The organism is Kribbella sp. CA-253562, assembly GCF_050942265.1.
Taxonomy (GTDB): Bacteria; Actinomycetota; Actinomycetes; order Propionibacteriales; family Kribbellaceae; genus Kribbella.
Window position 1 is genome coordinate 2,368,701 of sequence record NZ_CP192049.1, and the last position, 23,255, is coordinate 2,391,955.

The following is a 23,255-nucleotide window of genomic DNA, read 5'->3' on the forward strand; positions in this document are numbered from 1 at the left end:
GCTGGATTCCGGTCAGGACTCTGCTGATGACCAGGCGGCCAACTCATCGGCTGCCGGCAGGAGCAGGTTGGTCCCGGGGACGAGCCGGAGTGGATCATCGATGCCGTTCACCTCGGCGAGACTGCGCCACAGGCCGGGATCACCGAACTCGGCGTAGGCGACCGTCGCGAGCGTCTCCCCGGCGAGCAGGATGCGGCTACGGTGCGGCCGCAGACCACCGGAGGTCGGGTTCTGCCGTGGAGTCTCGATCGGCATTTCCTGCAGTTGGATCGTGCACACTGCGCGTACCGGCGTGCCGTCGGGCGTGAAGAGCGTGTACTTCGCCGAGACCTGAGCGATATAGGCGGGGAAGCTGCTGACCGCGCCCCAATGAAAGACAACCAGCGGGGGTGTGGGCTTGTTTTTCCCGAGGCTGCCGTCGGTCGGTACGCAACACGCGAACAGCTTCTCCGCGGTCTTCACCACAGAGTCGTCCATCTTCGAGGTAGCGTCGAGAAACAGTTCGAGGCTGAGCTTGCCTGGTTCGGCGCCTTGGAACTCCGGCGGGCTCGCCTTCTTCGCACCGCGGGCGGGTTCGGACTTCCAACGCGCCGACTTGGCGATGGTCAGCTCGTTCGGGTTGAACTGAAAGGTGATCTGGTCCAGCTCCGGGCCGAGCTTCGCTCCCGCCCCCGACCCAGGCAGCGGCTCGTGAACCGACAGATATGCCTTGGCGAGCGTGCTCGGTGCACCGGCGGTGCCGCCGGCCGAGCCGAACGCGACCTGATTCGCAGCCATCGGCTGACCTCCTAGTTGCCGCCGCCGAGAAACCCGTGGTGGGCGATCTCGATGGTTTCTGTCAGTACTGCGGTCGTGCCGGTCGCGACGCTCGGCCCCTGCCAGCGGACCGGAACTACGTCAAGCAGGTTCCACTGGGCGACAACCGTTCCGTCGGTTGTCATGGCAGTGATCTGGCCCGTGTAGCGTCGAACTCCACCGCCGAGGTGGGAGATCCAGCGCGCGACCCGCTCTGTGTCTCGGGTGAGCGGTCTGGTCAACTTGATGTTCGGGAAGGTGACCCTCGACGGCAGTTGCCAGACGTGGCCGTTGTTGCCGCCCTCTTGCCGCTGTTCGAGCACGACTTGTGCGCCGAGGCCCTCGCAGCTGGTGAACAGCCCCAGCTCGACGTCGTCTATCTGCACCTTGAAGCGGACACCGAAGGCGGTGATCTGGTCGGTTGTCACTGGCGGTCCAGCAGTGTGCCGATGCGTTCGCGGTCGAGCCGGAGCTCGGCGCGTAACCGTCGCGCGATCGGCTCGTAGAGGCGGCGCGCGAGGACGTCCAACTCTGCTGCGTCAAGAGCGTTTGTGCCCGTCGCAGCCGAATCGGCCCCGCGCTGCGGCGCCTGGCCGCTCGCGACGACCCTTGGAGTCGTGCTGTCCGTCGTATCGTCTCGAGGCGCGGTCTCGGTCTGAACGTCGCCGCTCGAAGGTCCCCCGGTGGCGCTGGCATCGGATGAACGCGACAGCGCGGCCGCGTCGATCGACTGATCGGCAACCGATCTCGACACCGACACCGGTGTCGCCGGAACGACCGGCATCGAGGGAAGCTCCGGCGACCGTGGCGCTGCAACTGGCGATGATGCGATCGGCTCGTGCGACACGTCGCCTCCTAACTTTTGTGGGCCGACGACCCGCTCAGCTGAGAGCCGGCGGTGGTGGGCTGGCAAACCAGGGGGGATGGTCGATGACTCCGGCACAGCCGTCATCCTTCGGAGTGGCGGTGGTCTCTCCGTGGGGAAGACAGGCGACAGCACAATCGGTTCCGGCACGATGCTGAGACGTGGAATCGGACCTGAAATCTCAGGCATGCCAACGGCCAGCGGGAGATCGACCAGATCGCGAGGAGCCACTCCACGGGCGATCATCGGCTGCCCCCCAACGACCGGCATCGGAACGACCGTGCCCACTACACCGGCCGAATCAACGCTGGTCGTCCTGTCCCCGGATTTGCGGAAGGCATCCAACGCCAGGACGTTCGATTCATCGGCGCCACCCCGCAACGTGGAGTCTGACGGAGGCGGTACGACGGCCCCTCTCGCCGGGGGTGGCGCAGATGGGACGAATGTTGCAGGGCGTGCGGATTCGACCTGCGGGATCGAGTCCAGTGCAGGGAGCATGGGTCCGATCGGGTTATGTGCCAGCACAGGGGCCCGCCGGACCAGGCTCGGCCTACCGGGCGTGACTGCCTCGGGGAGATGGTCCGATGTGTCGGGCGACCTCGGATCGTCAACGGCTCCGGCAAGTCCTTGGCCTTCTCCTCGCACGACCGTGAGTGCGCTGGGTTCGCTCGAATCGGCGGACTGTGGGACGCCGGTGCCGCCGAAGCGGGCTTGCGGCTGCTCGTTCGAGACGTCGGCGGCCGGGTGTCGGTTCTGGGCGTTCTCACGACCGAACACAGGGTGCGCTGTCACGGATCGGAGAACGTGCAGGACCGGATGGTTGTCCGGCAGGGGGGCTCCGAGGCCTCCGCGTCGGCTCTCCGGCCGAGCGATGGGGGGTGCACCCGCCTCGATTGGTGGCGCCAAGAGCGGACGCGAAGTATGCGCCGCAGTCTCAACCGCCAGGTCTGGACCGCGGTGGTGGCCGACCTCCTCGTCGTCCGTTGAGGCCGACGAGGAGGCGACGCGTTCGGTGTGCGCCTCCTGCACGATGGCTGTCGGTGATTCAGCCGGTTCGGTCCCAGGCGATCGCCGGACGGTAGCCGTGCGATCTGTCTTCGCGGACAGCGACGGTGTCTGCGGACCGCTTCCGTCCGGCGATCTAGGAGCGTCAGGCCGAAGTGCCTCAGCTCCCGCAGCCGCACTCTCGGATTCGGCGGGCGGCGCTGCAGCCCTGGACGCTGCCGGCGTACCGGGCACGGACGTCGTCGTGTCGGTTCGGCCGAGCAGGCGACGAAGCATGGATTGCGCTCGTCGGGATACCGGGTCGCTGTCGCTCGGCACTGCGCGCTGCACGTGCGCCTGCTGCCTGCTCTGCGGTGCGAGTGCCAGGTCGGCGCTGCCGGGTCGGTGGTGCGGAGACCCAACTACTGTCGCGCCAATCAAACCGGCCGGCGCCGCCGGGTCGACGAGATGGTCGGTCTCGGAGAGGAAGCGCGGTGACTGCCAACTGCCGAGCCAGGTGTTGCCGTCGCGTTCGATCAGATGGGACATGGCCCCCACGACGGGACGCATTGACGGCACCGCGAGGTAGCCAGGGTCGGCGGCTCGCCCAGGCGACTCCGTGACGCCGTCTGTGGTCGCCCGGCGCGGGGCGCGGCGGAGCAGACGTTCAAGACCACCGAACATGGGTCAACTGCCTTCGGTCATTCGCTGATTGATACGGGCGATCTCGCTGACGTATCGCTGCCGCAGTGGGTGTTCCAGGTCGAGGATGTCGTCGAGCGGCCAATGGAAGTGATAGGCGACGTACGCGACCTCCTCGTGGAGTCGGCTGGCCGCGTACGTCACGATTCCCCCAGGCGCCCGCCCGAGATGTCGACGGTGAAGCCGTGAGAACACGATGGGCAAGTCACGCCTGCCTTGGTATGTCCCTCGGCGTTCACCCGTCGGTACAGGTCCTGGAGGAACGCCACGTCAGAGGCGAACATGTTCTCCACGACCTGGGAGTCGATCCGGCCAACGGAGCCCAGCCTGGTGATCACCCGGGCCAGCAACACGACAGTTGTGAATGCCGGGTTGTCCTGAACTCGCGCGTCATAAAGCGGGAGCAGCTCGTCGCGTGCGGTGGCCAGCCGCATGGTGCCCTCACGATGCATCGTGCCATCGGCATCGACGTAGCCACGTGGCAGGACGAAGTCGAACTCTGTGCGCAAAGGCTCGGTGCGCACAGGGGCACTCTCTTCAGGGGTCGCCGCCGATTCCGCGAGGACTCCGACTGAGCCCGCGACAGTACGACGCATCAGGCGTACTCCATCTCATCCCAGCAGACGGTGAACTTCTCCGTCAGTGGCTCGGTGGATCCCGCCTTCAGCGATGCTCCGACCTCGACGTCCTTGATCCACACTCCGCGGAAGTTGAGCCGCTTGAGCTGCTGACCGTTAGAGGTGTAGACCACAACTTCGGCGGTCTTCCGGGCGCCCTTGAGATCTCCCTGCATGACTGCCTTGAGCCAGTCGGTAACGGTGCGGGAGTCGGTCAGCCCACGGGTGACGGTGAACTGACCGGGCTTTGGCCGGCCCATCACCTGCCGGGCGATGTACTTTCCGTCTGAGGTCTGTTCCTGATAGGTGATCATGTCGACCTCGGACTTCAGGCCGCTCACCTCGGTGACATACGGGATCTGCACCCCGTCGATGGAAACGCTGAACGCGTAGGCGGTCGCCATGTCCATGGCGTCTGCGAGAGGCATCTGGGCTCATCGCCTTTCTACTGGCACGGAATCGGAAAGGGTCACTCGCTGACGACGCTCGTCCCGCCGGAGAACTGCGACAGCTGGAAGACAACGAACTCGGCCGGTTTGACGGGCGCGATGCCGATCTGGCAAGTCACCTGTCCGGCGTCGATCGCCTCCGCCGGATTGGTTTCGCGGTCGCACTTGACGTAAAACGCCTCCTCAGGGGTCAGACCGAACAGGGCGCCTTTGCGCCACTCGTTGACGAGGAAGGCGCTGATGGTGCGCCGGATCCTCGCCCAGAGCGCATCGTCATTGGGTTCGAAGACAACCCACTGCGTGCCCTGTAGTACCGACTCCTCGAGGTAGTTGAACAACCGGCGCACGTTGACGTACCGCCAAGCGGGATCGGACGAGAGGGTCCGGGCACCCCAGATGCGGATACCGCGGCCGGGGAATGACCGGATACAGTTCACCCCGACCGGATTCAGCAGGTCGTGCTCCGCCTTGGTGATCGTCGTCTCCAGGTCAATCGCTCCACGGACGACCTCGTTCGCCGGCGCTTTGTGGACCCCCCGCTCCTCATCGGTGCGCGCCCAAACACCAGCGACGTGCCCAGAAGGCGGCACGTGGATGTTCCGTCCCGATGCCGGGTCGAACACCTTGGTCCATGGCCAGTAGAGGGCCGCGTACTTCGAGTCGTAACCGGCGCCCTCGACCCGCCACTGCTTGACCTGCTGGGCGTTTAACCCCGGTGGGGGGTCGAGGATCGCCATGCGATCTCCCATCAGCTCGCAGTGCGAGATCACTGCCTGCTGGACCGCGTGCACGGTCTCCAGGTCGATCGCGCCCTGTTGGTACGCGCTCATCAGGTCAGGTACGGCGACCATCGTGACGTCGTCGATCGCCTCCAGTGCTGAAAAGCCGGTGCGCTGGGCCGCGTCCCCGACGTAATCGTCCGCCCCGACGGAGCCGGCCTCAGCTGGAGAAGCGGGAGCCGGCGCTTCGAGAACCTGCGTCCCCTTTTCGACCTTCACCAGTGACGCGTGCGAGGTCTCCTGCTGTTCGAGCCGGATCAGCTTGGACTTGTTGTTGACCACCGTAAGTACGCTCGTGGTCCCGCTGGCCGTGGCGTCAAACACCACTGGGTCGTACTCCTCGACCGACTTGCCCTCCGCCCGCACGACCAGCCGGACAGCGCCGTCCGGCGGGTTCTCCGTGACGGAGTCGGCGACCTCGACCGATACCTTCTCAGCTCCGCCACCGCGGCCGATTGCAAGAACCCGGTACCCGCCCAACATTGCCGTGGGGGTTGCACTCACCTGCTTTTGGGCACCGTGCTTCGACCTCTCGTTGCGACTCGAGCCGACCCGAACCACGTAGCAACTGGAGCCACCGTTCGACATGTAGCCGTAAACGGCATGAGCGAGGTACGAACCCGGCACGAACTCACCAAAGGTCTGGCTGAACTGGGTCCAGTTCGTCACCAGTGTCGGGGTGTTCACCGGGCCCTTCTCGGCGAAGCCGACGAACGCCGCGACCGATGTGCCGACACCTTCGATCGGCCGGGATCCCGCCTCGACTTCCTCGACGTACACCCCGGGTGACAGATAGGTCGGCATGCGCACTCCTTGGCTCAGTCCATCGGATGCCTGTCGAACTGGCAGGCTGTTGCCTTTGAAGAGTCCTCGCGCTGCCTGAGATATCCCAAGGGGCGTTCGACCTGCGACGGGGGAACCCCTTGCTGCACTAAGGGGCAGGCGTCATCGCTGCGGGGAACGGCGCTGACGACGGATGGCCTGCGTCGAGGTTTGCACAGCGTGCGCGCCACCCACACGCTCCGAAGCCACGATCGCCCCAGAGCCGGCTGGACCGTCGGTCAGCTCCGCGGCAACATACAGCGGGTCTCGAACGAGGCTCTCGATCGGCTGCACCGTTCCGGCCGCGAACGGGACGGTGAGTACGACGTCGATCGACGCCCGGAGTTCGCCTCCGAGAGCCGACCAGACGTCTGCAAATGATCGGTCCTCGCCGGGCGGCAGACCGACGGTGATTCCGATCGGCGGCGCATCGTCGGGAAGAACTGCCGGCGGGATCACCTCGTACTTCAAGAGCGTACGCAGCACTGCGCCGAGCAATCGGTGTTCGTCCTCGGGCCGTTGGGTCCATGCCGTGACCAGGTAGGAGAGCCGAAAAACGCGTGGAAGCAGTCGTCGCGCCACCGGCCGACCGTCGTGGTCAAACTGTGCATGGCTACCGCTGCCCCGACGGCGCAGATCTTCACGGATGTCGTAAAGGAAGACGTTCATTGCCGGACCGCTGCGGCGGGCCGCCCAATCCGTCGTCGGTGGATCCAGCGCGACCGCTACCTTGGCCCCTTCCAGCACCTCGCGCCGGAGAAGCTCGATCAACGCTGCGTCGGCTTCGGAAATCACAGCTGCAGTCTGGCCGTCCGAGCGTCGGTGGTGGATGGTCCCCCGTGCGGAATGGAGGGCGGCCTGCGATGGCCGATCGGGCAGTGGGTGGTGCCCGAAGATCTGGCTACGCCGCCGCTGGCGAACCGACGGCCCGCCAACATGCTCGAGTCGTGCAGGTTGGATTGGCGAACAGCGGAGCCGGCGCTGACCACGGCAGAGCGGATCACGATCCCTCGGTGCAACATCTCCTCGAGCGCATCGACGTGCTGAGCGCGCGCATTCGCGACCACCTCCGGGGAGGGGAGACCGCCGACTCTCTGCCCCGCGACCCGTTCCGTGGCCTGCATGTGAGCTCTGCCGATGTCCTTCGGATCGCGGATGGGGCCGGTCAACGCCCACCCGCACCCGATCACGGCGCCGTTCGGCGAGTGGAGACCCGGGCCGGCCAGGCCGAAAGCCACGGCAATGATCTCCGGCTGCTTCGACTCGCCCGCACATTCGGCCTCGACGCCACCGCTGTCGAGGTCTTTCTGGCGATCCTGGCCCCTGACCTGGACAGACGGTTCGAGTCCTATTACGGATACCTTCACGACGATGTCTCGCGCCGCTACGCCACACCATGGCTCGCCCTGCAGTTGGCGGGCCGCGCGCCGAGCGATCCGGCAGCGCGTGCGCTGCTCCACCCTGATGGCGCACTGGTGGGAAGCGGATTGGTGGTCGTCGGCGAGCAGGAGCGTCCCTTTCTGACGAGATCTCTTCGTGTCGCCGAGCGGGTTTGTCAGCATCTACTCGGTGACAATCGCCCGGCCGCAGAGGTACAGAGAATCGACGCGGGCGTTCCCCTGTCTCTGGTCGGTGACGCGGCGGCCCTTGCAGGCAGTCTCGCCAGGAGATCTCGCCTGGTCTACCTTCGTGATGCCGATGGAGCTGCGCCAGGATGGGCCCGAGCGGCGTTCGAACAGCTTGGCATGGGTACGCTCGTGCTCGATCTCGAGCAGCTCGACCTCAACGATCAACCTGCTGCAGTGTTGCGAATGGCTCTGCTGGAGTCGCGCCTGTCGGGTCGGGGCCTCGTCGCCGGCCCGATCGATGTGGTCGCGCGGCACTCCGCGCCGAGTGTTCGGGCGATCACCTCGTTGCCTGGGGCATTGGTGTTGTACGGAAATCGGTCGTGGGAGCCGGCCTGGGCGAATGAGGTGCCCCTTGAGCTGACCGTGCCGGCTGTGCCGGACGAAGCCCGGGCTGACTTGTGGCGAACGGTGCTGGACGGCCGTTGGGAGACCGGCCTGGATCCGGCAACAGCTACGAGCACATTTCGGCTCGCACCTGATGCGGTGGTCCGCGCCGCCAGGTCGGCCATGCTTCAGGCGGGTCATCTCGGACGCCCGGTCAGCGCCGAGGACCTTCGAGCAGGTGCGAGGCGGCAGAACGGCGCGGGACTCGAGCAGCTTGCCCATCGGATCAGCCCGGCGGTGCGGCTGGCGGATCTGGTACTACCACATGAGCAGCATGAGCTGGTGAGTGAGGTCGTGGCGAGAGCACGTCGGCGGAGCACAGTGCTTGACGCTTGGGGGATGCGGCAAACTGGGCGGCGTGGAGACGGCATCTCGGCCCTCTTTGCCGGGCCGCCAGGCACCGGTAAGACGATGGCGGTCGAGGCGGTCGCCGGCGAGCTCGGCCTGGACGTTTACACGGTCGAGCTGGCGAGTGTGGTGGACAAGTACATCGGCGAGACCGAGAAGAACCTCGAGCGGATCTTCGATCAAGCCGAGCGGATCAATGGTGTGTTGTTCTTCGATGAGGCGGACGCGCTGTTCGGCAAGCGGTCCGAGGTGAGCGATGCACGCGACCGGTACGCGAATGTCGAGGTGGCCTACCTCCTGCAGCGAATGGAGGCGTTCAACGGCTTGGCGGTTCTCGCCACGAACCTCCGCGTCAATCTCGACGAAGCGTTCACACGGCGGCTGGATGTCGTTGTGGAGTTTCCGCTGCCAGGCAAGGAGGAGCGGCTGAACCTGTGGCGTCGCAGCTTCGCCGCAGCTGTCCCGGTCAGCGATGACTTGGACTTCGAGTTCTGCGCTGCGTCGTTCGAGATGTCGGGGGGCGACATCCGGAACGTCGCCATGTCGGCGGCCTACCTCGCCGCGGACGCCGAGCGCGCTGTCACGATGGCGGACGTGATACTGGCGATTCAGCGGGAATACCGCAAGCTGGGACGACTTCTGGTCGAATCCGAGTTCGGCCGCTACTGGGCGCCTGTCGCCGACAGCAGCGATGAGCGCTAGCGTCGTCCGGTCCGGACGTGTGGCTGACCCTGGTGTCGTGAGTCGTTATTCGCGCGCAGTATGCAGCGAGGGTGTCCAGGATCCGGTCGGCGGTCTTGGTTCAGACGAAGGGTTTTGGGGTCGTCGTTCCAGGCGTTGATCCAGCCGCGGACGTCGGCTTCGACTCGGTGATGCTGCGGTGGGCGGAGCGGCGCAGTTTGCGGTTGGCGGGCTCGGCGAACCAGCGCTCGACTAGCTTCAGCCACGACGAGCTGGTCGGGGTGGAGTGCAGGTGGAACCTGGGATGCCGGATCCGCCACTCCTTGACCTTGGGGGGTCTTGTGGGTGGCGTAGTTGTCGACGACCAGGTGCAGGTCGAGGCCTTTGGCGGACGGCGGCGTCGACCAGTTCCAGGAAGCGCAGGAACTCCTGGTGCCGCGCCGACGTAGTGCTGGGCGATCACCGACTCACTCGACAGATCCAGCGCGGCGAACAAAGCTGGCCATGCCGTGCCGGACGCAGTTGTGGGTCATCCGCGCCGGGTGGCCGGCATCATCGGCAAGATCGGAGCGGTCCGGTGGATCGCCTGCATCTGGGATTTGTCATCGACGGCCAGCCCCAACGCGTTCTCGGGCGGACTCATATGCAGACCAATTACGTCGCGGATCATGCCCGAAGAGCAACGGGTCTGTCGATGCGGTGGGGAGCCCGGGGGAGCTGGCCCCCGGGTAAACCCAGCTACTGGCCCTTCGGGATCGGGCCCTTCTTGAAAACGGCCTTGCCGGTCACGTCGACCAGGGACCAGTTTCCGCCCGCGTTCTCGCCCTCGACATCGGACTTCGTCTTGTCCTTATGGAATCGGTACAGTGGCCAACCGCCCAGCGTCAGCTGGGTGAATCCGTCCGGCCGCTGAATTGAACCGACCAGGCTCCGATCGATCCCGTCCACCTTGACCTCACTGCCGTCAGGGACCAGCGGTGGCCAGACCTCGAGGCAGTCGAAGACGCAGATGGACCTGGACGGCTGCTGGATATCGGCCTCGAACCGGTACAGAGTCCACCCGTTTCCGGTGACGAACTGAACGTCCTTCCCATTCACCTTTGCCGTCCGCACTGAGAGGCTGATCGGTTCTGGTGTTGGCAGCTTGGTGGGCAATGGGATCGACGGCGAGCCCGGCGAGCTGTCATGTGTGCTCGCCGCGTTTCCATCCGCACTCCCGCAGCCGGCCAGAGCGAAGGCGGCCATCACAATGGCCCCGAATACAGACCTCCTGGTCATGGGCGTCAGCTAACCGCAGGCAGCTCGAAGTCGGTCCTGTCCCCGTTGAGGGCGATCCGGAATTTCGGTCCGGTGCCCCCGTTGTCGTCGTAGCCCAAGTACCCTGGCGTGAGCTTAGACACGTTCTTCAGGGAGTAGGTGTCACCGAGCTTCTCGAGTACCCACTGCTGGGTCGCCGATCCGTCGTGCAGTGACGTGCCGATCGCGTCGGGGGAGAGCTTGGAGGCTGCGGTGTTCTCGGTGTCCAGGTTGTACTCGTGCCCGTTGATCTTGCGCACGCTCCGGACGAAGACAACCGGCCACTCACCGACTCTCTGTCCGGTGTCTACCAAGAACCATTGCTCCCCGGCATTGTGCTTCGCGTCCCTGACGTCCGTCCCGAGTGAAAATGTGCCGCCGGATGCGAAATGCCGGGCGAACGCGTCAACGTGCTTATGGACGACGGGCCCGATGTTGCGCGGACCTGACGGAATGCTAATCGCGTCGGCTTTCGCGCTTGCCGTGCCGGCTCCGATTGCCGTTCCCGTGAGGGCGATACCCACAGCGGCCAACCCCGCCGAGATCCGACGGGCAAAGCGACGATGAGACATGTTGGAAATTCCTTTCGACTGAACAGTCATGTTGTGGTTCACCTCAACCGGTGTACATCAAGCAGTACGGCCTTGCCGTCCGATCGGTTCTGAGCCGAAGCGAGCTCGGCTGTTTTGTCGTCCCCGGCACGGGCCGCGATCACCGGTGCGCCCTCAGTTACTTCGAGCACAGCCGGCATGGGCGTTTCGCGATCAGGCCTTCCTGGCTCGACGGCGGACACCTGTCGCTGAATCCATGCTTGGTGGGTTAACGGCTGACCAAGAACTCGAGCTCTGTGATGGCGGTGAGGAGCCTGCCGTGCCGGTGCTCGACAGTACGGCTACCTCGCGTCGCGTGTCGGGAGCTTCCAGTCGAACCCTTGGACGCCTGCTGCGTCGGGAGCCGGACACAGCGGACCGCTGGCCTCGGTGGCTACTAGGACCTCGATCTCGACGGATCATGGTCGGTCGTCGTAGTCGGGGTCTGGACGGGTTCCTGGTGATGCCGAAGGCGACGAGATTGGCCGGCTTGATGAACCCCCGGCACGAATGGCACCCGAGCGAGCATCCCGTAGTCAGAAGCCGCTAGCACACGATCACTTGTGCAACTCTAGTGGCCTCGAAATACGGCAACGGGTTTTATCTGCGTTGACACCACTTTCCCCGAGTCCTCGGTTCGTCGTTGGGCGACGGCTCCTAGGTGGAGACCTCGCCGGTCTGGGATTTCGCCCGCTCGCCGGGCCGAACGTTCCCGTCCCGGCCGGCGGCGGCGCCTAGTTCACCGACTGGCTGGCAGTCGCCAGCCGTCGAGCCAATTGTTGCTGATCGAGTGAACGCCCTCATCGAATTGTCGTCGCCGCGGGCTGCCTGTTGTGCACGATATCGGCGACGGCCAAGACGGCGTCGTGAAGGACGGTGATGAATTCGCGGACCTTGAATCCGTGGAATCTTCACCTCTTCCCTGGAGCATCGGCGATAGCTACCGGTACAGGACGTGCCATGCTTTCCACGCCGACTCGCCACGGCGACTCATCGCATGGGCCCCTCTGATGGGCGGTCCGGTGACAGTTGAGGGCACGGAGAACCTGCGGGGTCGGTCGATGACTTCACCGCTCGAGGTGCACTCAGCCCAACCCGTCCGGCGCCCCTGCAGTTTGTCGGCCTACTGCGCGCCAGCATGATTGTCGCAGTTGTCCGAGCGCCGGGCTGCCCGCAGCGTTGTGGCCACGCGGGCTGCGATAATCATGGTGCTGCCGAGCCGAAACCGGCTCGGTTCGCGGAGGTGAACTCGGGCAACTCCTCGTAGCCACCGACGGCCTGGGCTGAGCACGCTAGAGTTCGCCCATGGCACAACGCAAGCAGATCCTGCTGACCGACGATCTCGACGGTAGGGAGATCCCTGCGGGCAAAGGTCAGACTGTGACGTTCGCCCTCGATGGAGTGTCCTACGAGATCGACCTTGCGAACAAGAACGCGGCCGCTCTCCGAAAAGCTCTGTCACCATACGTCAGTTCAGGCCGGCGCGTGGGAACGTCCAGAGCGAGGAAGGTGAAACCTGCGCCGATCGGCACCGACGCCAAGACTGTCAAAGAGTGGGCTCGAGCCAACGGGTACGAGGTCGCTGATCGGGGGAGAGTGAGGAAGGAGATTCGAGAGGCGTTCGAAGCGGCCCACTGACGGGGCGATGAAGAACGGACATGGGGAGATCGTCCCGGAGAACGCCGCACCGTGCTCTGCTCTGCTGGCGGGGCGCGTTACTCAGCGATGGTTCGACCGAAGCCCTTCCTCCCTGAGAATTCGACCGCTGACACGCGCGGTCTGAATGGCCTCGTAGAGGCCGTTCCTGGTTCGGCGGCTAGGCGCGTTGAGTCCCAATACGGCTGCACGGAGAGCCTGAGAACTTCTCGATTCGCGCGCCGGGGAGGGTGATGATTACCGAATGCGAGCTCGGGCCTGCTCCCTCGCCATGATTTCAGGTTCGAAGTTCTGGTGTCCTGAGTCGGACTCAGGACACTAGTGCGGTATGTGCTGACCGAGATCGCCGTACAACATTGCCCACACTCTGGTGATGTGGATCCGAATCCAGGTCGACACGTTGTTGGTCCGCCAGTCACGGAACCAATGCTCCACAGTGTTCGGCAGCCAGTCCGTGTCAGGTCCGCTTTCCTGAAGGTGCTCGGCTTTGGTCTCACCCTCGACGTTGAACAGCTCCTTGCGGTCCAGGAAGAAGTCGCGGACCACATCGGGTAGTGCCGGCGTCCGGCCGCCGCGGACAGCGTGGAGATAGCTGAACACGGCTTGACCGCCGGGAAAGTAGCCTTTCGAGGCAAGCTCCTTGGGGATGACCGGTGCGTTGTTGGCATCGCGGGGTGCCCCTTCCATCTCCTGACGAAGCATGTCCCAGACCGCGAGTGCCCGGCCCTCTCGCTCATCTGCCTTGGCCATCACTTTGAGGCCGTTGATGCACGCGTTCGTCAGAGGCTTGTACAAGTCGTTCCAGAGCGTGCCGAAGAACGGTACCGCCTTGCCCACCTCACTGCCCGCAACGGAATCGACGTACTTCATACCGACTTGGAACTGCTTGATCACCTGCATCATGTCTGTACCGTTGCTGGTCCCATCTGCTCCCACAACAGTGAGGACATCCTGCGCAATCGTCACGTACTTCTTCGCGGACTCGAGTTGCTCGGAGAAGCTCTTGTTGAGCTCGTCGACCTTCTTTGCCACGTCGGTGAGCTTGACGGCCGCGCCGAACCCCGGGGCCAGCTTTGTGACCTTCTGCACCTTCTCCGAGTAGGACTTGATCTCACCGCTGAGAGCCTTGCCCTTGGCGATCAGGTTGAGGATCTTCGCGACATCGTCCTGGCTGCTGTTGGCGAAGGCGAGATGCAGCTTTTCTGCGTAGGCATCCTCCAACGTGTCGAGCTCGGAGGTGTCCTCACCACCCGGCACCTCCAGCTTCCCCACGAAGCGCATCACGGCGGCTTGGATCTCTTGTTGTGCTCGGGAGACAGAGCGCCTGAGAACACCGTTGAGGTATTCAGGATCGCCCTGTTCCAGCGATGGTTTCGTGGAGTACTTGTCGACCTCGGTGCCGAGCTCGTTGACGATGGCCGTCAGCGCTGCTTCTCCCTCGGCGTCGAGGGTCTTCGCCTGATCGCGGATGTGCCCGAGCGTGAGCTTCAGCAACTGTCCGGCCTCAGCACCGGATCGTGCCTCCATCGGAAGTCCGAGCGGGGCGATGTCGGCGGGTACCGTCCAGACGGCACCTTCCGCACCTTCGGCGCCTTCGCGCTGAACAACTGCCGAGCCCGTGCTTCGCTGCACAGACGAGCGGTCATGCTCCTCGGACGACGATGACCCGACGTCCCCAGCGCCGCCAGCCATCACGCGGTCAGCGTTGCGCACCGCGGCCTGCTCGAATCTGTCGTCAGGGCTGCTCACCGCGATACCGCTGCCCGTGTCCGTCCCGGCCACGGGTCCCGATCGCTGCTGGAGGACATGTGTCAGCTCGTGTGCCAGGGTGTGCCGCCCACTTGCCGAGTCAAGTGTGGGGGCGCCGGCCCCCAGAACGATCTCGGATCCTACGGTGTAGGCAACAGCGCCCACAGACGCCGCTGATGCTTCGGCCTCAGATCCAGCATGGATTCGCACATCACCGAAGTCTGCGCCGAAGCGCTGTTCCATGTCGGAGCGCACGGCAGGATCAAGCGGCTTACCCCCGGACCCGATGACATCGAGCACAGGTGAGCGTTCCTGCTCACCCAACAGTTGGCTGACCGCGGCGTTGCCCGCCAGGCGCTGAAGCACCGACACCGTGTCCGGTGTCATGGCCGAACGGGCCGGTGGGTGAGCGTCCGGGTGGGACACGGGCAGTGAGCGGGCGCCGAGATCCCGCGCCCGGGCCCTCGGCACCGGAGACCCGTCACGGGAAACTGGCTCAAACGCTTGGCCGTGCATCACTCATCTCCTCGCCGTCTCCACAAGAGCTCATGGTCGGCGTTGTCGGCGAGGCACGCCAGGCGCGAAGGTGCAGCCTTTTGGACCTAGTCGGTCTGAGTGATAGGAACATGGACGACTCCGGCCCGCCTCGCACGAGCCATTGAGTCACCCGCTCGGTCGACCGCGGTATCCCACCGGCCCATTGGGGCACTGTTTGGTGCCCCAATGACTGAGCCTTGCTGCCTGGCCGGCACCCGCCGTCTCGGTTCCACTGATGTCGTGCGTACTCGAGACAACAGGGGCCGACCGGCACGCCGTGTCCGGGCGGTGATAGTAGGGGCCCTGCTGGTGCTTGGAACTGTGTCGCTCACGCCGGCGGTCGGATCTGCCCCGGCGATCGTCAGCGAGCACAGGGCGGCAGCTGCAGATCGCTCTATTCTTTCGCCGGAGACCGTCCGTGTCGCCAGCGGGTCCGATGGCCCCACCTTGTCCGACGACGGTCGAATCGTCGCCTATTACCGTCGTCCCGCTGATGACCCGGCGGGCATCGAAGTGCGAGACAGATCGGCTGGAGTGCTTGAGACAATCACAGGCGAGAACGACGACGCCCTCAGTCACCCATCGATCTCGGGAGATGGCCGCCTGGTTGGATTTGCCGTTCGGCCTCAGACCAGTGGGGCCGGGCGGATCTTCGTGGCCGATCGGCGGGAGCGCATCAACGATCGGCCGGTGCTGCACCCGGTGACCGGCACTGAGACCGATCTCTTGTTCCAGCGGATGTCTCCCTGTCAGCGGGAGGACGGATCCCTCGTGGATTGTGGCCCACAGCTGTCAGGGGACGGCCGTACGATTGTGTTCCCGGCTCGACTCGATCCGCTCTCGCCTGTCATCACCAGCAGCGTGGGTGCGGGGGAGGAGCAGCGTCTTGGCCCGGTCGTCGACTTCACGCCGGCCTCAGCACGGCACCAGCTACGAATCGACACCGATGTCGAGCTGAACTTTTCTGCCCCCCCAGTGATCGAAGGGCTGGACCAGGACGCTTTTCGCATCGCCGCGACCACATGTGTGGGCAAGGTCGGCTCCAGTTGCACAGTAGATCTCGAGCTGGTGACAGCTGAGGAGGGCTGTCGTTCCGTCTTTGCCAGTGTTCGGACCAGGTCCGCGACTCCGGACGGTCAGATAGAAGCTGCGTTGATCGGCGATCTGCCTTGTGCTGGTGGCGAATTGCCCGCGCCGCGGGAAGACGGTTGCCCGGCCCTTCCAGCAGTTCGGATTGGGGGAACACCCTCAAGCGGGACCAGTAACGTTGGTAACCCGATCGCCTCACTGATCCCCGTATCGGTTGGTGATGTGAACACCGGAACTCTCACGGTGACGAATGACACGGGGTCATCAGCGAGAGTGCGATTCGTCGCGCCCGGCTGTGACTCGGGCCTGGTAACCCCCGTGGAGCCGGATGGCTCCCAACCCGCATGCGTCGCGGAAGCAGTACTCGGCCCGGGCGAGCAGTGCACAGCTCATGTCGCGTTCCACCCGGATGCGGCCGGCATTCTCGGCGCGAGTCTGCGGCTGGTCACAGCCACATCAGTGTCGGCCCGTTCGTATCGCTTCGTCGCCGCGAGTTCGCAGGATGTCGTCCTGGCTCGAACTGACCCCAGTGGGTCGGGCGACTTCGCCGGCCCGGGGCGGCCCGCACCGCGAGTCATGAGTATCGGCCTTGGTGGCGAGATCGTGCGTGGTGACCAGCCGGCTGTATCCGGGGACGGGCGATTTGTGGCCTTCCGGTCCATCGCTGCGGATGATTCGCCCGACACCCGAAAGGAACTCGTCTATCGCCACGACGCCGTCACCGGCCAGACTGTTTTGGTTTCGAGCGACCGCAGTGGGCGCCCGGAGCGGGATGATGCACGGGAGCCCTCCATCTCGCGGGACGGTCAGCGGATCGCCTACCAGAGCAGGCGGGTCTTCGGTGGCAGTCTTCCATCGCAGAGTTGGGTCGTCGTGAAGGACCTGCGTACTGGGGGCATGACGATCGCCTCCAGTCGGGCCTCCGCACCAGGACAGCCGACCGCCCGCGGCAGGAGCGTGGCGCCGGCCCTGTCCGGCGATGGCACTACCGTTGCCTATCTGTCGAATTCGACGGAACTCGTGCCGGGGATCGCTAGTGACAGTTCGGTCGATCGCGTGTACACGCGCTACCTCGAGCCGGATTTCGAGAATTCTCCCGCGGGCGAGCGCTTCAACGAGCTTGTTTCGGTCGCGGTGGACGGCGCAGCGTCGTCATCCGCAGGAGACCGCGCTCCGGCTATCGACCTGGACGGTGCCTACATCGCCTTTGGTTCGGCGGCGCAGCTGGTTGCTGACGACAACGATAGCCTCGAGGATACCTACGTGCGGCGGCGCGGTGTCGATGTCACGGTGACGCCTAAAGTCTTGGACTTCGGGCGGGTTGGCGTAGGCGAGGCCAGCGATCCGTTGCAGGTTACGCTACGCAATGTGGGTCCGGGACCGATGCGCATCCGCCGGCCCGAGAGCGATTCGCCGTACGCCGTTGGCCTTGGCGACTGCGCGACTTTGCACCGTGGCAGAACCTGTACGGCTGCAGCTCTGTTCCGGCCCACGACCACGGGACCGGCCGCTGGGTTCCTTGAATTCCCGGCAAGTGTCGGCTTCCATGCGGCGGATCGGCTGACGGTCGAGCTGATAGGCAGCGGGTCGACGGACGGTCCGGTGCTTCCAACACCGCCGCCCATCGATCCCGGTGGTGCTGTGGTGCCCCGTTTTTCCGTGTCGCCTGCCGCAATCAGATTCGCACCGCAGAGGTTCGGGACCTCCAGCCGACCTCGATCCGTTGCTGTACGCAATATTGGCGATGTTCCGCTCCGGATGAGATTCGACGTCGGCCAGTCAGTCAGCGACTATGCGATCGTGGGCAACGCGTGTCAGTCATTGCTTCGTCCCGGTCAGCAGTGTGCGGTTCAGGTTGTGTTCCGGCCAGCCGGCCTGGCGCAGCGGTCGGCCGTACTGAAGGTCGTGGCGGACACTGGGACTACGACGATCGGCGCTCCACTGTCGGCCGATGTGCTCTTGTCAGGTTCGACGGTGGCACCGCGATTGGTCGCTGGTCCGGCGGTGGTTCGTCCGGGGAGGGTAGCGGTGGCGGAAGGCTTTGACTTTCCTCCCAACACTGCGGCGACTCTGTCGTGGTCGATTGGTTCGGGGTCCGTGCAAGTGCGCTCCGACAGTGCAGGGCGGTTTCAGGCGCCGATGCTGGCATTCCGTCGAGACCCGCTGGGGCCACGGCTGATGGTGGCGACGTTGAGCGACGGTGTCCGGGTGCTGAGTGCACCGGTGCTGATCACGCCACGGACTGGGCAACCGCCGGAGTTCATTACTCGTCGCTGAGCTGCGGCGGGCTGCCACCGTCCCAGATGACAGCCCGCCGATACTCAGATCAAACCCTCGCGTAGCGCGTAGGCGACGGCCTGAGAGCGATTGCGCAGCTGGAAGCGAGTGGTGATGTCGTGCAGCGTGTTCTTGACGGTGCGTTCTGAGTATGCGAGCTTCTCCGCGATTTCCCGGCTGCTGTAGCCGTCCGCGATCAGGCGCAGGATTTCGGTCTCGCGTGCAGACAAGCCGGTCCTCGACAGCCCGTGCGGCTCGAGTACATGCCGTTGCAGGCGAGCTACCTGGGCGAGCAATCGTCCGAGGAGATCCGGGGGGAGTGTCGCATCCCCTGTAGCGGCTGACTGCACCGCATGGACCAGTCGTTCGGCTGTTGCCTCGGATCTCGGTACGACGCCGCACACACCGGCCTCGACCGCTGCTAGCAGCATGTTGTCGTCGACTCTGGAGACGATGAGTACTATTCGGCGGCGGCCGAACTGGTGGGCTTTGTGCAAGATCTTCAGAGCATCATCGTCCAGCTGCTCCACCGCTATCAGCGCAACCTCGGGCACGTCCGTGTCGGTGTCGGTGTCGGCGTCCGTGAGCAACTGGAGTTCCGGTCGGTGGCGGAGCGTGTGGTGCAGGCCGGCCAGGGACATCGGATCCATCGCACTGACATGGACAAGGATGCGATCACTCATCTGCGTTCTACCTCGCTGTGAGACCCAAACGACCGGGCGTGGGGTGCCCGTATGGGCAGTGTGCGGCAGACCACTCAGCCTGCACTCAACGCCGACTCAACAAGGCCGGTCCGGGCTGCCACCGTCCCAGCGACCGAGGGCCTGTTCTGCTGGATGGAGACTGGTCAGGCTGCTAGGCCGGAAGGGTGATGCTGTCCTCTCGGGCAGTGTTGGTGGGCGTTTGGGCTGACCGATCATCTGCTGACCGAGACTGGGCGGGCTGACTAGCCTGCAGCGGTGACCACGAGCGCGTATCTCAGCGGTTCCCCGCTCCGATTGAGTCCGGGCGGATCAGCTCGATGCCAGATGAAGGTGTCGAATCACGGGTCGACGGTCGAGTCCTACGTGATCGGCGTCACCGGGGACCTCGCGGCGTATTCCACGGTCGAGCCTGCCGAGATATCTCTGTACCCCGGCAGTGAGGGTGCGGTGACCGTCGCTATCGAGCTTCCGGCTGACGCGCCGGTCCGAGCGGGCGAGATTCCGTTCGGCGTGGTGGTCGAGCCTCAGGAGGACCCGAGCGGAGTCACGGTTCCCGAGGGTCTCGTCACGGTGGAGCCGGTCGATGCGCTGAAGATCGAGCTCGTTCCGCAGACTTCGCATGGACGATTCGGATCACGGCATCGGGTAGCTGTCCACAGCCGCGGGAATCGGCCGATCACTCTAGCTCTCACGGCGAAGGACCCGAACGGGGCCCTGGACTTCAGCTTTCGGCCCGCGAGGATCGAGATTGAGCCACACACCGCGCGGTTCGTGACGGTCGGGGTTCGACCGGTCGACCGGATCTGGCGGGGCCCGGCACAGACGCGTGGGTTCACGCTGATAGCTGCCGAAGACCGCCGGACCGAGGTGGCCACGGCCGAGAACGTCGCGGCCGAGCCGCTGGCGACTCTCGACGGCACAATGGTGCAGGCTGCTGTCCTGCCTCCCTGGATAGGCAGGGCCGCGGTGGGTGGCTTGGCCGGCGTCATGGCGCTGTTGGCCGTCTGGTTTCTTGCAGTCAAGCCGACCATCCGTTCCACGGCCGAGGAGGCGCTGGCGCGGCCTGTCACAGAACTCAACCAGAAGGCGGACGCTGCGAGTGACGCCGCTCAGCAAGCGAAGCGGGACGCGGATCAAGCCAAGAAGCAATCGGCTGACCAGCGGGCCGGTGCCAAACCTTCAGCTGAGGAGAAGGCCGAGGAGGACGAGGCCAAGCGTTTGCAGGAGACTCAGCAGCAGACATTGGAGGGAACTCCCTTCGATCGGAGGCTGGCCGTAGACGCTGCTCCGGCGTCTACCAGTGAGGCGACCTTCAAGGTGCCACAGGGCCAGGTTCTGCGGATCACCGATCTGGTGTTCGAATCCCCGGGAAACGTCGGAACACTACAGATCCGGCGCGATGGCAAGGTGTTGATCAGCCTGCAACCCCAAACCTTCAGGGACGGATTCGACCAGCACTTCGTTTCGCCGATCATCTTCTCAGCGGGCGAGCGCCTGATCATCAGACTCGCGTGCACCACGCCTGCGCCGGGTGACAATCGCTGCCGGAACGCCGTGTATGCCGGCGGCAGTCTTGCCGCGAAACGATCGCCGGCCAAGCCATCGGCAACTCCCGCCGGGTGAACAGGCAGGGACGCGAACAGGCGTCGTGGGGAGTCCGACGTCGTGGATCCTGTCTTCCGGCTCGGATCAGAGGAGACGCTCAGTTTGCGGGTTGTGTCCGGTGTGGTCTCGCTTTTCTGCGTATGTATTGAGAACTCCAGGGGCCTCAGCATCGCACGGCACTTTTTCAGCCATCGAGACTAACTACCGGCAATTCACTCTTGGTGGGTGTGACCCACCGATTCTGCGGGTGGGTGCGTCGGCGTCTGCACCTGGCGGTCGCGAACCCGGATCGAGGACTCCGAGATCCCAGCGATTGAGGGTGCTGGGGACTGGTTGAGGGTTTGCCCCGATGCTGCACGCAGGGCTGTCTTGTCAGGCTCTGAGCCTGCGGGGATCTGTTGTTCTCAACGTGCAGCAACTGGGAGAAAAATGTGAAAACCATCCAACGCACCTGGCCGGCTGAGGCCGGTCGTGCTCGACACCGGCGGCGACGGGCGGGAGCCGCGGTGGGGATCATCGCTGTTCTCAGTGGTGTTTCCGGCCCTGGGCCAATCGCCTCTGCCGCGGAGGTCCCAGGTCGTGAGGTCGCGGTCACTCGCGCAGCCTCCGGGAGGGCAGTGCCGAACCAGTACATCGTGACACTCAGGTCCGGGGCGAAGCCCGAAGAGGTCATTCGCGCCCACAACGTCGAGGGAAAGCATCAGTTCCGCGCCGCCTTCAGAGGCTTCACTGCGGAACTGTCCGCGGGCCAACTCAGGTCGCTCCAGCGTAACGGCGACGTGGTCGCGATCGAGGAGAACCAACGGGTCGAGCTAGCGGCGGGCGGGCAGAACCCGACCCCCAATTGGGGACTGGACCGTATCAACCATCGTGATCTGCCGCTCGACAATCGATACTCCTGGGACTCAGCAGGAAGTTCTGTCACCGCCTATGTGATCGACACGGGTATCATCACTGGCCACTTTGAGTTCGGCGGAAGAGCCACCAACGTATTCGATGCTTTCGGTGGAAACGGGGAGGACTGCCACGGCCACGGCACCCATGTGGCCGGCATCATCGGTGGCAAGAACACCGGTGTGGCGAAGAATGTCTCGCTGAGGGGCCTCCGGGCGGTTGACTGCACGGGCTGGGCTACGTCAGCTGACATCATCGCTGCGTTGGATTGGGTCCGCGGCAACGCAGCCAAGCCAGCTGTTGTCAACATGTCCCTTGGGACCGGCCCGTCTGCCGCGATCAACCTGGCCACCAACAATGTCATTGCGTCCGGGGTGCCCGTCGTAGCCGCTGCTATGAATACCAATGAAGATGCATGTAACTGGTCCCCACAAGCCGTAGCCAAGGCAGTTGTGGTGGGTGCAACAAATAGGTACGACATCAGGGAGACCTACAGCAATTTCGGTCCCTGCGTTGACATCCACGCGCCAGGACATCTGGTCTTCTCAGCGGACAAGGATGCGGATGGGTACGGCACCCGCTCGGGGACGTCGATGGCCGCTCCGCACGTGGCCGGAGCGATCGCTCGCTACCTGCAGCTTCATCCCGACTGGTCTGCAGACGATGTCGCCTTCCAGATCCTGTTCAGCGCGAGCCAGCCTGATATCGGCAATATTCCGCCGGCCACGACGAAGCGCCTCCTCTACATGGGACCTGATAGCCCTCCGGTCAATACCGACGTCGAATATGGCTATCTATGGAGCAGTCATCCGAACACGCCAATTGGCATGCCGGTCACGCCCACAAGCGGTTACCAGCGCAACTCTACTGGCGGGCTGAACATTATAACTCGGATCGCGACTGGAAAATATGAAGTCGACTTCGCGGGTCTCTCAGTCGCGGGTGGAATCGCGCACGCCACCTCCATGGATTCCGATGGCTACTGCAAGATTCAAACGTGGTTCTCTGTTATTCCCAAGCAGCGCGTGGTGGTGCAGTGCAGGGACCTGTTCGGGGCTCCGAAGGACACGCGGTTCAGAGTCACGTACATGCGCGCCTTGAAGGCGATCGCAGGGTCCTTTGGGTATCTATTCGCTGGTAACAAGAGTGCGCCGTCCTACACGCCCGACAGCCTATGGTCCTACAATTCTAAAGTGAGGACCAATAAGGTCGTACGGGAAGCTGCTGGTAGATACAAACTGATCTTTCCGAGCTTGGCGCATTCACCGGGTAACGTCATGGTCACGGCCCAGGGTGATGATGCAAATTTCTGCAACGTCAGACTATGGACAAAAGATCTCCAGGTGCCTGAGGATCAGGCTGTCTACGTGAACTGCTACGCCCCGAACGGAAGTCCAGCGGATACCAACTTCAATGCCACCTTTACGGATACCAGGTCGGTCGGCGGCGCAACGGGCACGCGGGCGCACGCGTGGGTGCCAGGCCTGCACGGCAAGTTCACGCCGCCCGAGCCCCCGCATACGCCCACCTCGGCGTACAACTCCGAAGTCTTTCCACTGTCCGTAAGCCATCTACTTGTCGGATACTACAGTGTCAAGATTCCTGGCGTTCTGGGGAGCTTCGAGGGTGATATCCAGGTCGCCGCGCAGGGAGAATCCCCGCATCACTGTTCAGCTTCACCTACTATCGGTACCAGTGCTCGAGACGTCACTGTGATGATTCTATGCAAAAGCACCTCCGGGCAGAAGGTGGACAGTGCGTTCAACCTGCACTACGCCCAATGACGTCAGATCCTTCAACGATG

At 64.4% G+C, this 23,255-nt stretch carries 18 protein-coding genes; 5 read left to right on the forward strand and 13 right to left on the reverse strand.

The features are described from left to right. Positions 1-12: 12 nt before the first annotated feature. The 8 genes from ACQPXM_RS11580 to ACQPXM_RS11615 all read right to left on the reverse strand — a co-directional run bounded on the left by ACQPXM_RS11580 (position 13) and on the right by ACQPXM_RS11615 (position 6,808). The gene (locus tag ACQPXM_RS11580; protein WP_432947678.1) at positions 13-777 is read right to left on the reverse strand and encodes a peptidase M23; all 765 of its coding nucleotides are present in this window, start codon (positions 775-777) and stop codon (positions 13-15) included. A gap of 11 nt (positions 778-788) precedes the next feature. Further along, complete coding sequence (locus ACQPXM_RS11585; RefSeq protein ID WP_432947680.1) at positions 789-1,223, reverse strand: phage tail protein; 435 nt, start codon at positions 1,221-1,223, stop codon at positions 789-791. Then, complete coding sequence (locus ACQPXM_RS11590; RefSeq protein ID WP_432947682.1) at positions 1,220-1,579, reverse strand: hypothetical protein; 360 nt, start codon at positions 1,577-1,579, stop codon at positions 1,220-1,222. Before ACQPXM_RS11590 ends, ACQPXM_RS11585 begins: the two co-directional genes overlap by 4 nt. Positions 1,580-3,331: 1,752 nt before the next feature. Continuing rightward, the gene (locus tag ACQPXM_RS11595; RefSeq protein WP_432947684.1) at positions 3,332-3,490 is read right to left on the reverse strand and encodes a DUF6760 family protein; all 159 of its coding nucleotides are present in this window, start codon (positions 3,488-3,490) and stop codon (positions 3,332-3,334) included. Beyond that, positions 3,487-3,870 carry a hypothetical protein gene (locus ACQPXM_RS11600; RefSeq protein ID WP_432947686.1) on the reverse strand — a complete coding sequence of 128 codons (384 nt, stop codon included), beginning with the start codon at positions 3,868-3,870 and terminating at the stop codon, positions 3,487-3,489. Before ACQPXM_RS11600 ends, ACQPXM_RS11595 begins: the two co-directional genes overlap by 4 nt. A 71-nt stretch (positions 3,871-3,941) precedes the next feature. After that, on the reverse strand, positions 3,942-4,391 hold the full coding sequence (locus tag ACQPXM_RS11605) for a phage tail protein (RefSeq protein ID WP_432947688.1): 450 nt from the start codon (positions 4,389-4,391) through the stop codon (positions 3,942-3,944). Positions 4,392-4,432: 41 nt separating this feature from the next. Beyond that, on the reverse strand, positions 4,433-5,995 hold the full coding sequence (locus tag ACQPXM_RS11610; protein ID WP_432947690.1) for a phage tail sheath family protein: 1,563 nt from the start codon (positions 5,993-5,995) through the stop codon (positions 4,433-4,435). A 141-nt stretch (positions 5,996-6,136) separates the two neighbouring features. Beyond that, positions 6,137-6,808, reverse strand: coding sequence for a DUF4255 domain-containing protein (locus tag ACQPXM_RS11615; RefSeq protein WP_432947692.1), 672 nt, complete (start codon positions 6,806-6,808; stop codon positions 6,137-6,139). A gap of 218 nt (positions 6,809-7,026) precedes the next feature. Between ACQPXM_RS11615 and ACQPXM_RS11620 the strand changes: the two genes are divergently transcribed. Further along, the gene (locus ACQPXM_RS11620; RefSeq protein ID WP_432947693.1) at positions 7,027-9,075 is read left to right on the forward strand and encodes an ATP-binding protein; all 2,049 of its coding nucleotides are present in this window, start codon (positions 7,027-7,029) and stop codon (positions 9,073-9,075) included. A 508-nt stretch (positions 9,076-9,583) separates the two neighbouring features. Here ACQPXM_RS11620 and ACQPXM_RS11625 read toward each other — a convergent pair. The 3 genes from ACQPXM_RS11625 to ACQPXM_RS11635 all read right to left on the reverse strand — a co-directional run bounded on the left by ACQPXM_RS11625 (position 9,584) and on the right by ACQPXM_RS11635 (position 10,952). Beyond that, positions 9,584-9,724 (reverse strand): hypothetical protein, encoded by a 141-nt coding sequence (locus ACQPXM_RS11625; protein ID WP_432947695.1) that lies wholly within the window; start codon positions 9,722-9,724, stop codon positions 9,584-9,586. A 68-nt stretch (positions 9,725-9,792) separates the two neighbouring features. Further along, complete coding sequence (locus ACQPXM_RS11630) at positions 9,793-10,332, reverse strand: hypothetical protein (protein ID WP_432947697.1); 540 nt, start codon at positions 10,330-10,332, stop codon at positions 9,793-9,795. A 5-nt stretch (positions 10,333-10,337) separates the two neighbouring features. After that, positions 10,338-10,952 carry a hypothetical protein gene (locus ACQPXM_RS11635; RefSeq protein WP_432947699.1) on the reverse strand — a complete coding sequence of 205 codons (615 nt, stop codon included), beginning with the start codon at positions 10,950-10,952 and terminating at the stop codon, positions 10,338-10,340. Between the two features lie 1,293 nt (positions 10,953-12,245). Between ACQPXM_RS11635 and ACQPXM_RS11640 the strand changes: the two genes are divergently transcribed. After that, the gene (locus ACQPXM_RS11640) at positions 12,246-12,578 is read left to right on the forward strand and encodes a histone-like nucleoid-structuring protein Lsr2 (RefSeq protein WP_432947701.1); all 333 of its coding nucleotides are present in this window, start codon (positions 12,246-12,248) and stop codon (positions 12,576-12,578) included. Between the two features lie 336 nt (positions 12,579-12,914). Here the strand turns inward: ACQPXM_RS11640 and ACQPXM_RS11645 are convergent, their stop codons facing one another. Next, positions 12,915-14,732, reverse strand: a complete 1,818-nt coding sequence (locus ACQPXM_RS11645; protein ID WP_432947703.1) for an eCIS core domain-containing protein — start codon at positions 14,730-14,732, stop codon at positions 12,915-12,917. A 471-nt stretch (positions 14,733-15,203) separates the two neighbouring features. Between ACQPXM_RS11645 and ACQPXM_RS11650 the strand changes: the two genes are divergently transcribed. Then, positions 15,204-18,248 (forward strand): choice-of-anchor D domain-containing protein, encoded by a 3,045-nt coding sequence (locus ACQPXM_RS11650; protein WP_432947705.1) that lies wholly within the window; start codon positions 15,204-15,206, stop codon positions 18,246-18,248. A 44-nt stretch (positions 18,249-18,292) separates the two neighbouring features. On the opposite strand, the gene ACQPXM_RS11655 is transcribed toward ACQPXM_RS11650, so the two are convergent. Beyond that, a complete protein-coding gene (locus ACQPXM_RS11655) occupies positions 18,293-18,931 on the reverse strand; it encodes a LuxR C-terminal-related transcriptional regulator (RefSeq protein WP_432947707.1) in 639 nt (212 codons plus the stop codon). Between the two features lie 276 nt (positions 18,932-19,207). Between ACQPXM_RS11655 and ACQPXM_RS11660 the strand changes: the two genes are divergently transcribed. Beyond that, on the forward strand, positions 19,208-20,575 hold the full coding sequence (locus ACQPXM_RS11660) for a COG1470 family protein (RefSeq protein ID WP_432947709.1): 1,368 nt from the start codon (positions 19,208-19,210) through the stop codon (positions 20,573-20,575). 599 nt (positions 20,576-21,174) lie between these two features. Continuing rightward, positions 21,175-23,235 (forward strand): S8 family peptidase, encoded by a 2,061-nt coding sequence (locus ACQPXM_RS11665; RefSeq protein ID WP_432947711.1) that lies wholly within the window; start codon positions 21,175-21,177, stop codon positions 23,233-23,235. Positions 23,236-23,255 lie beyond the last annotated feature (20 nt).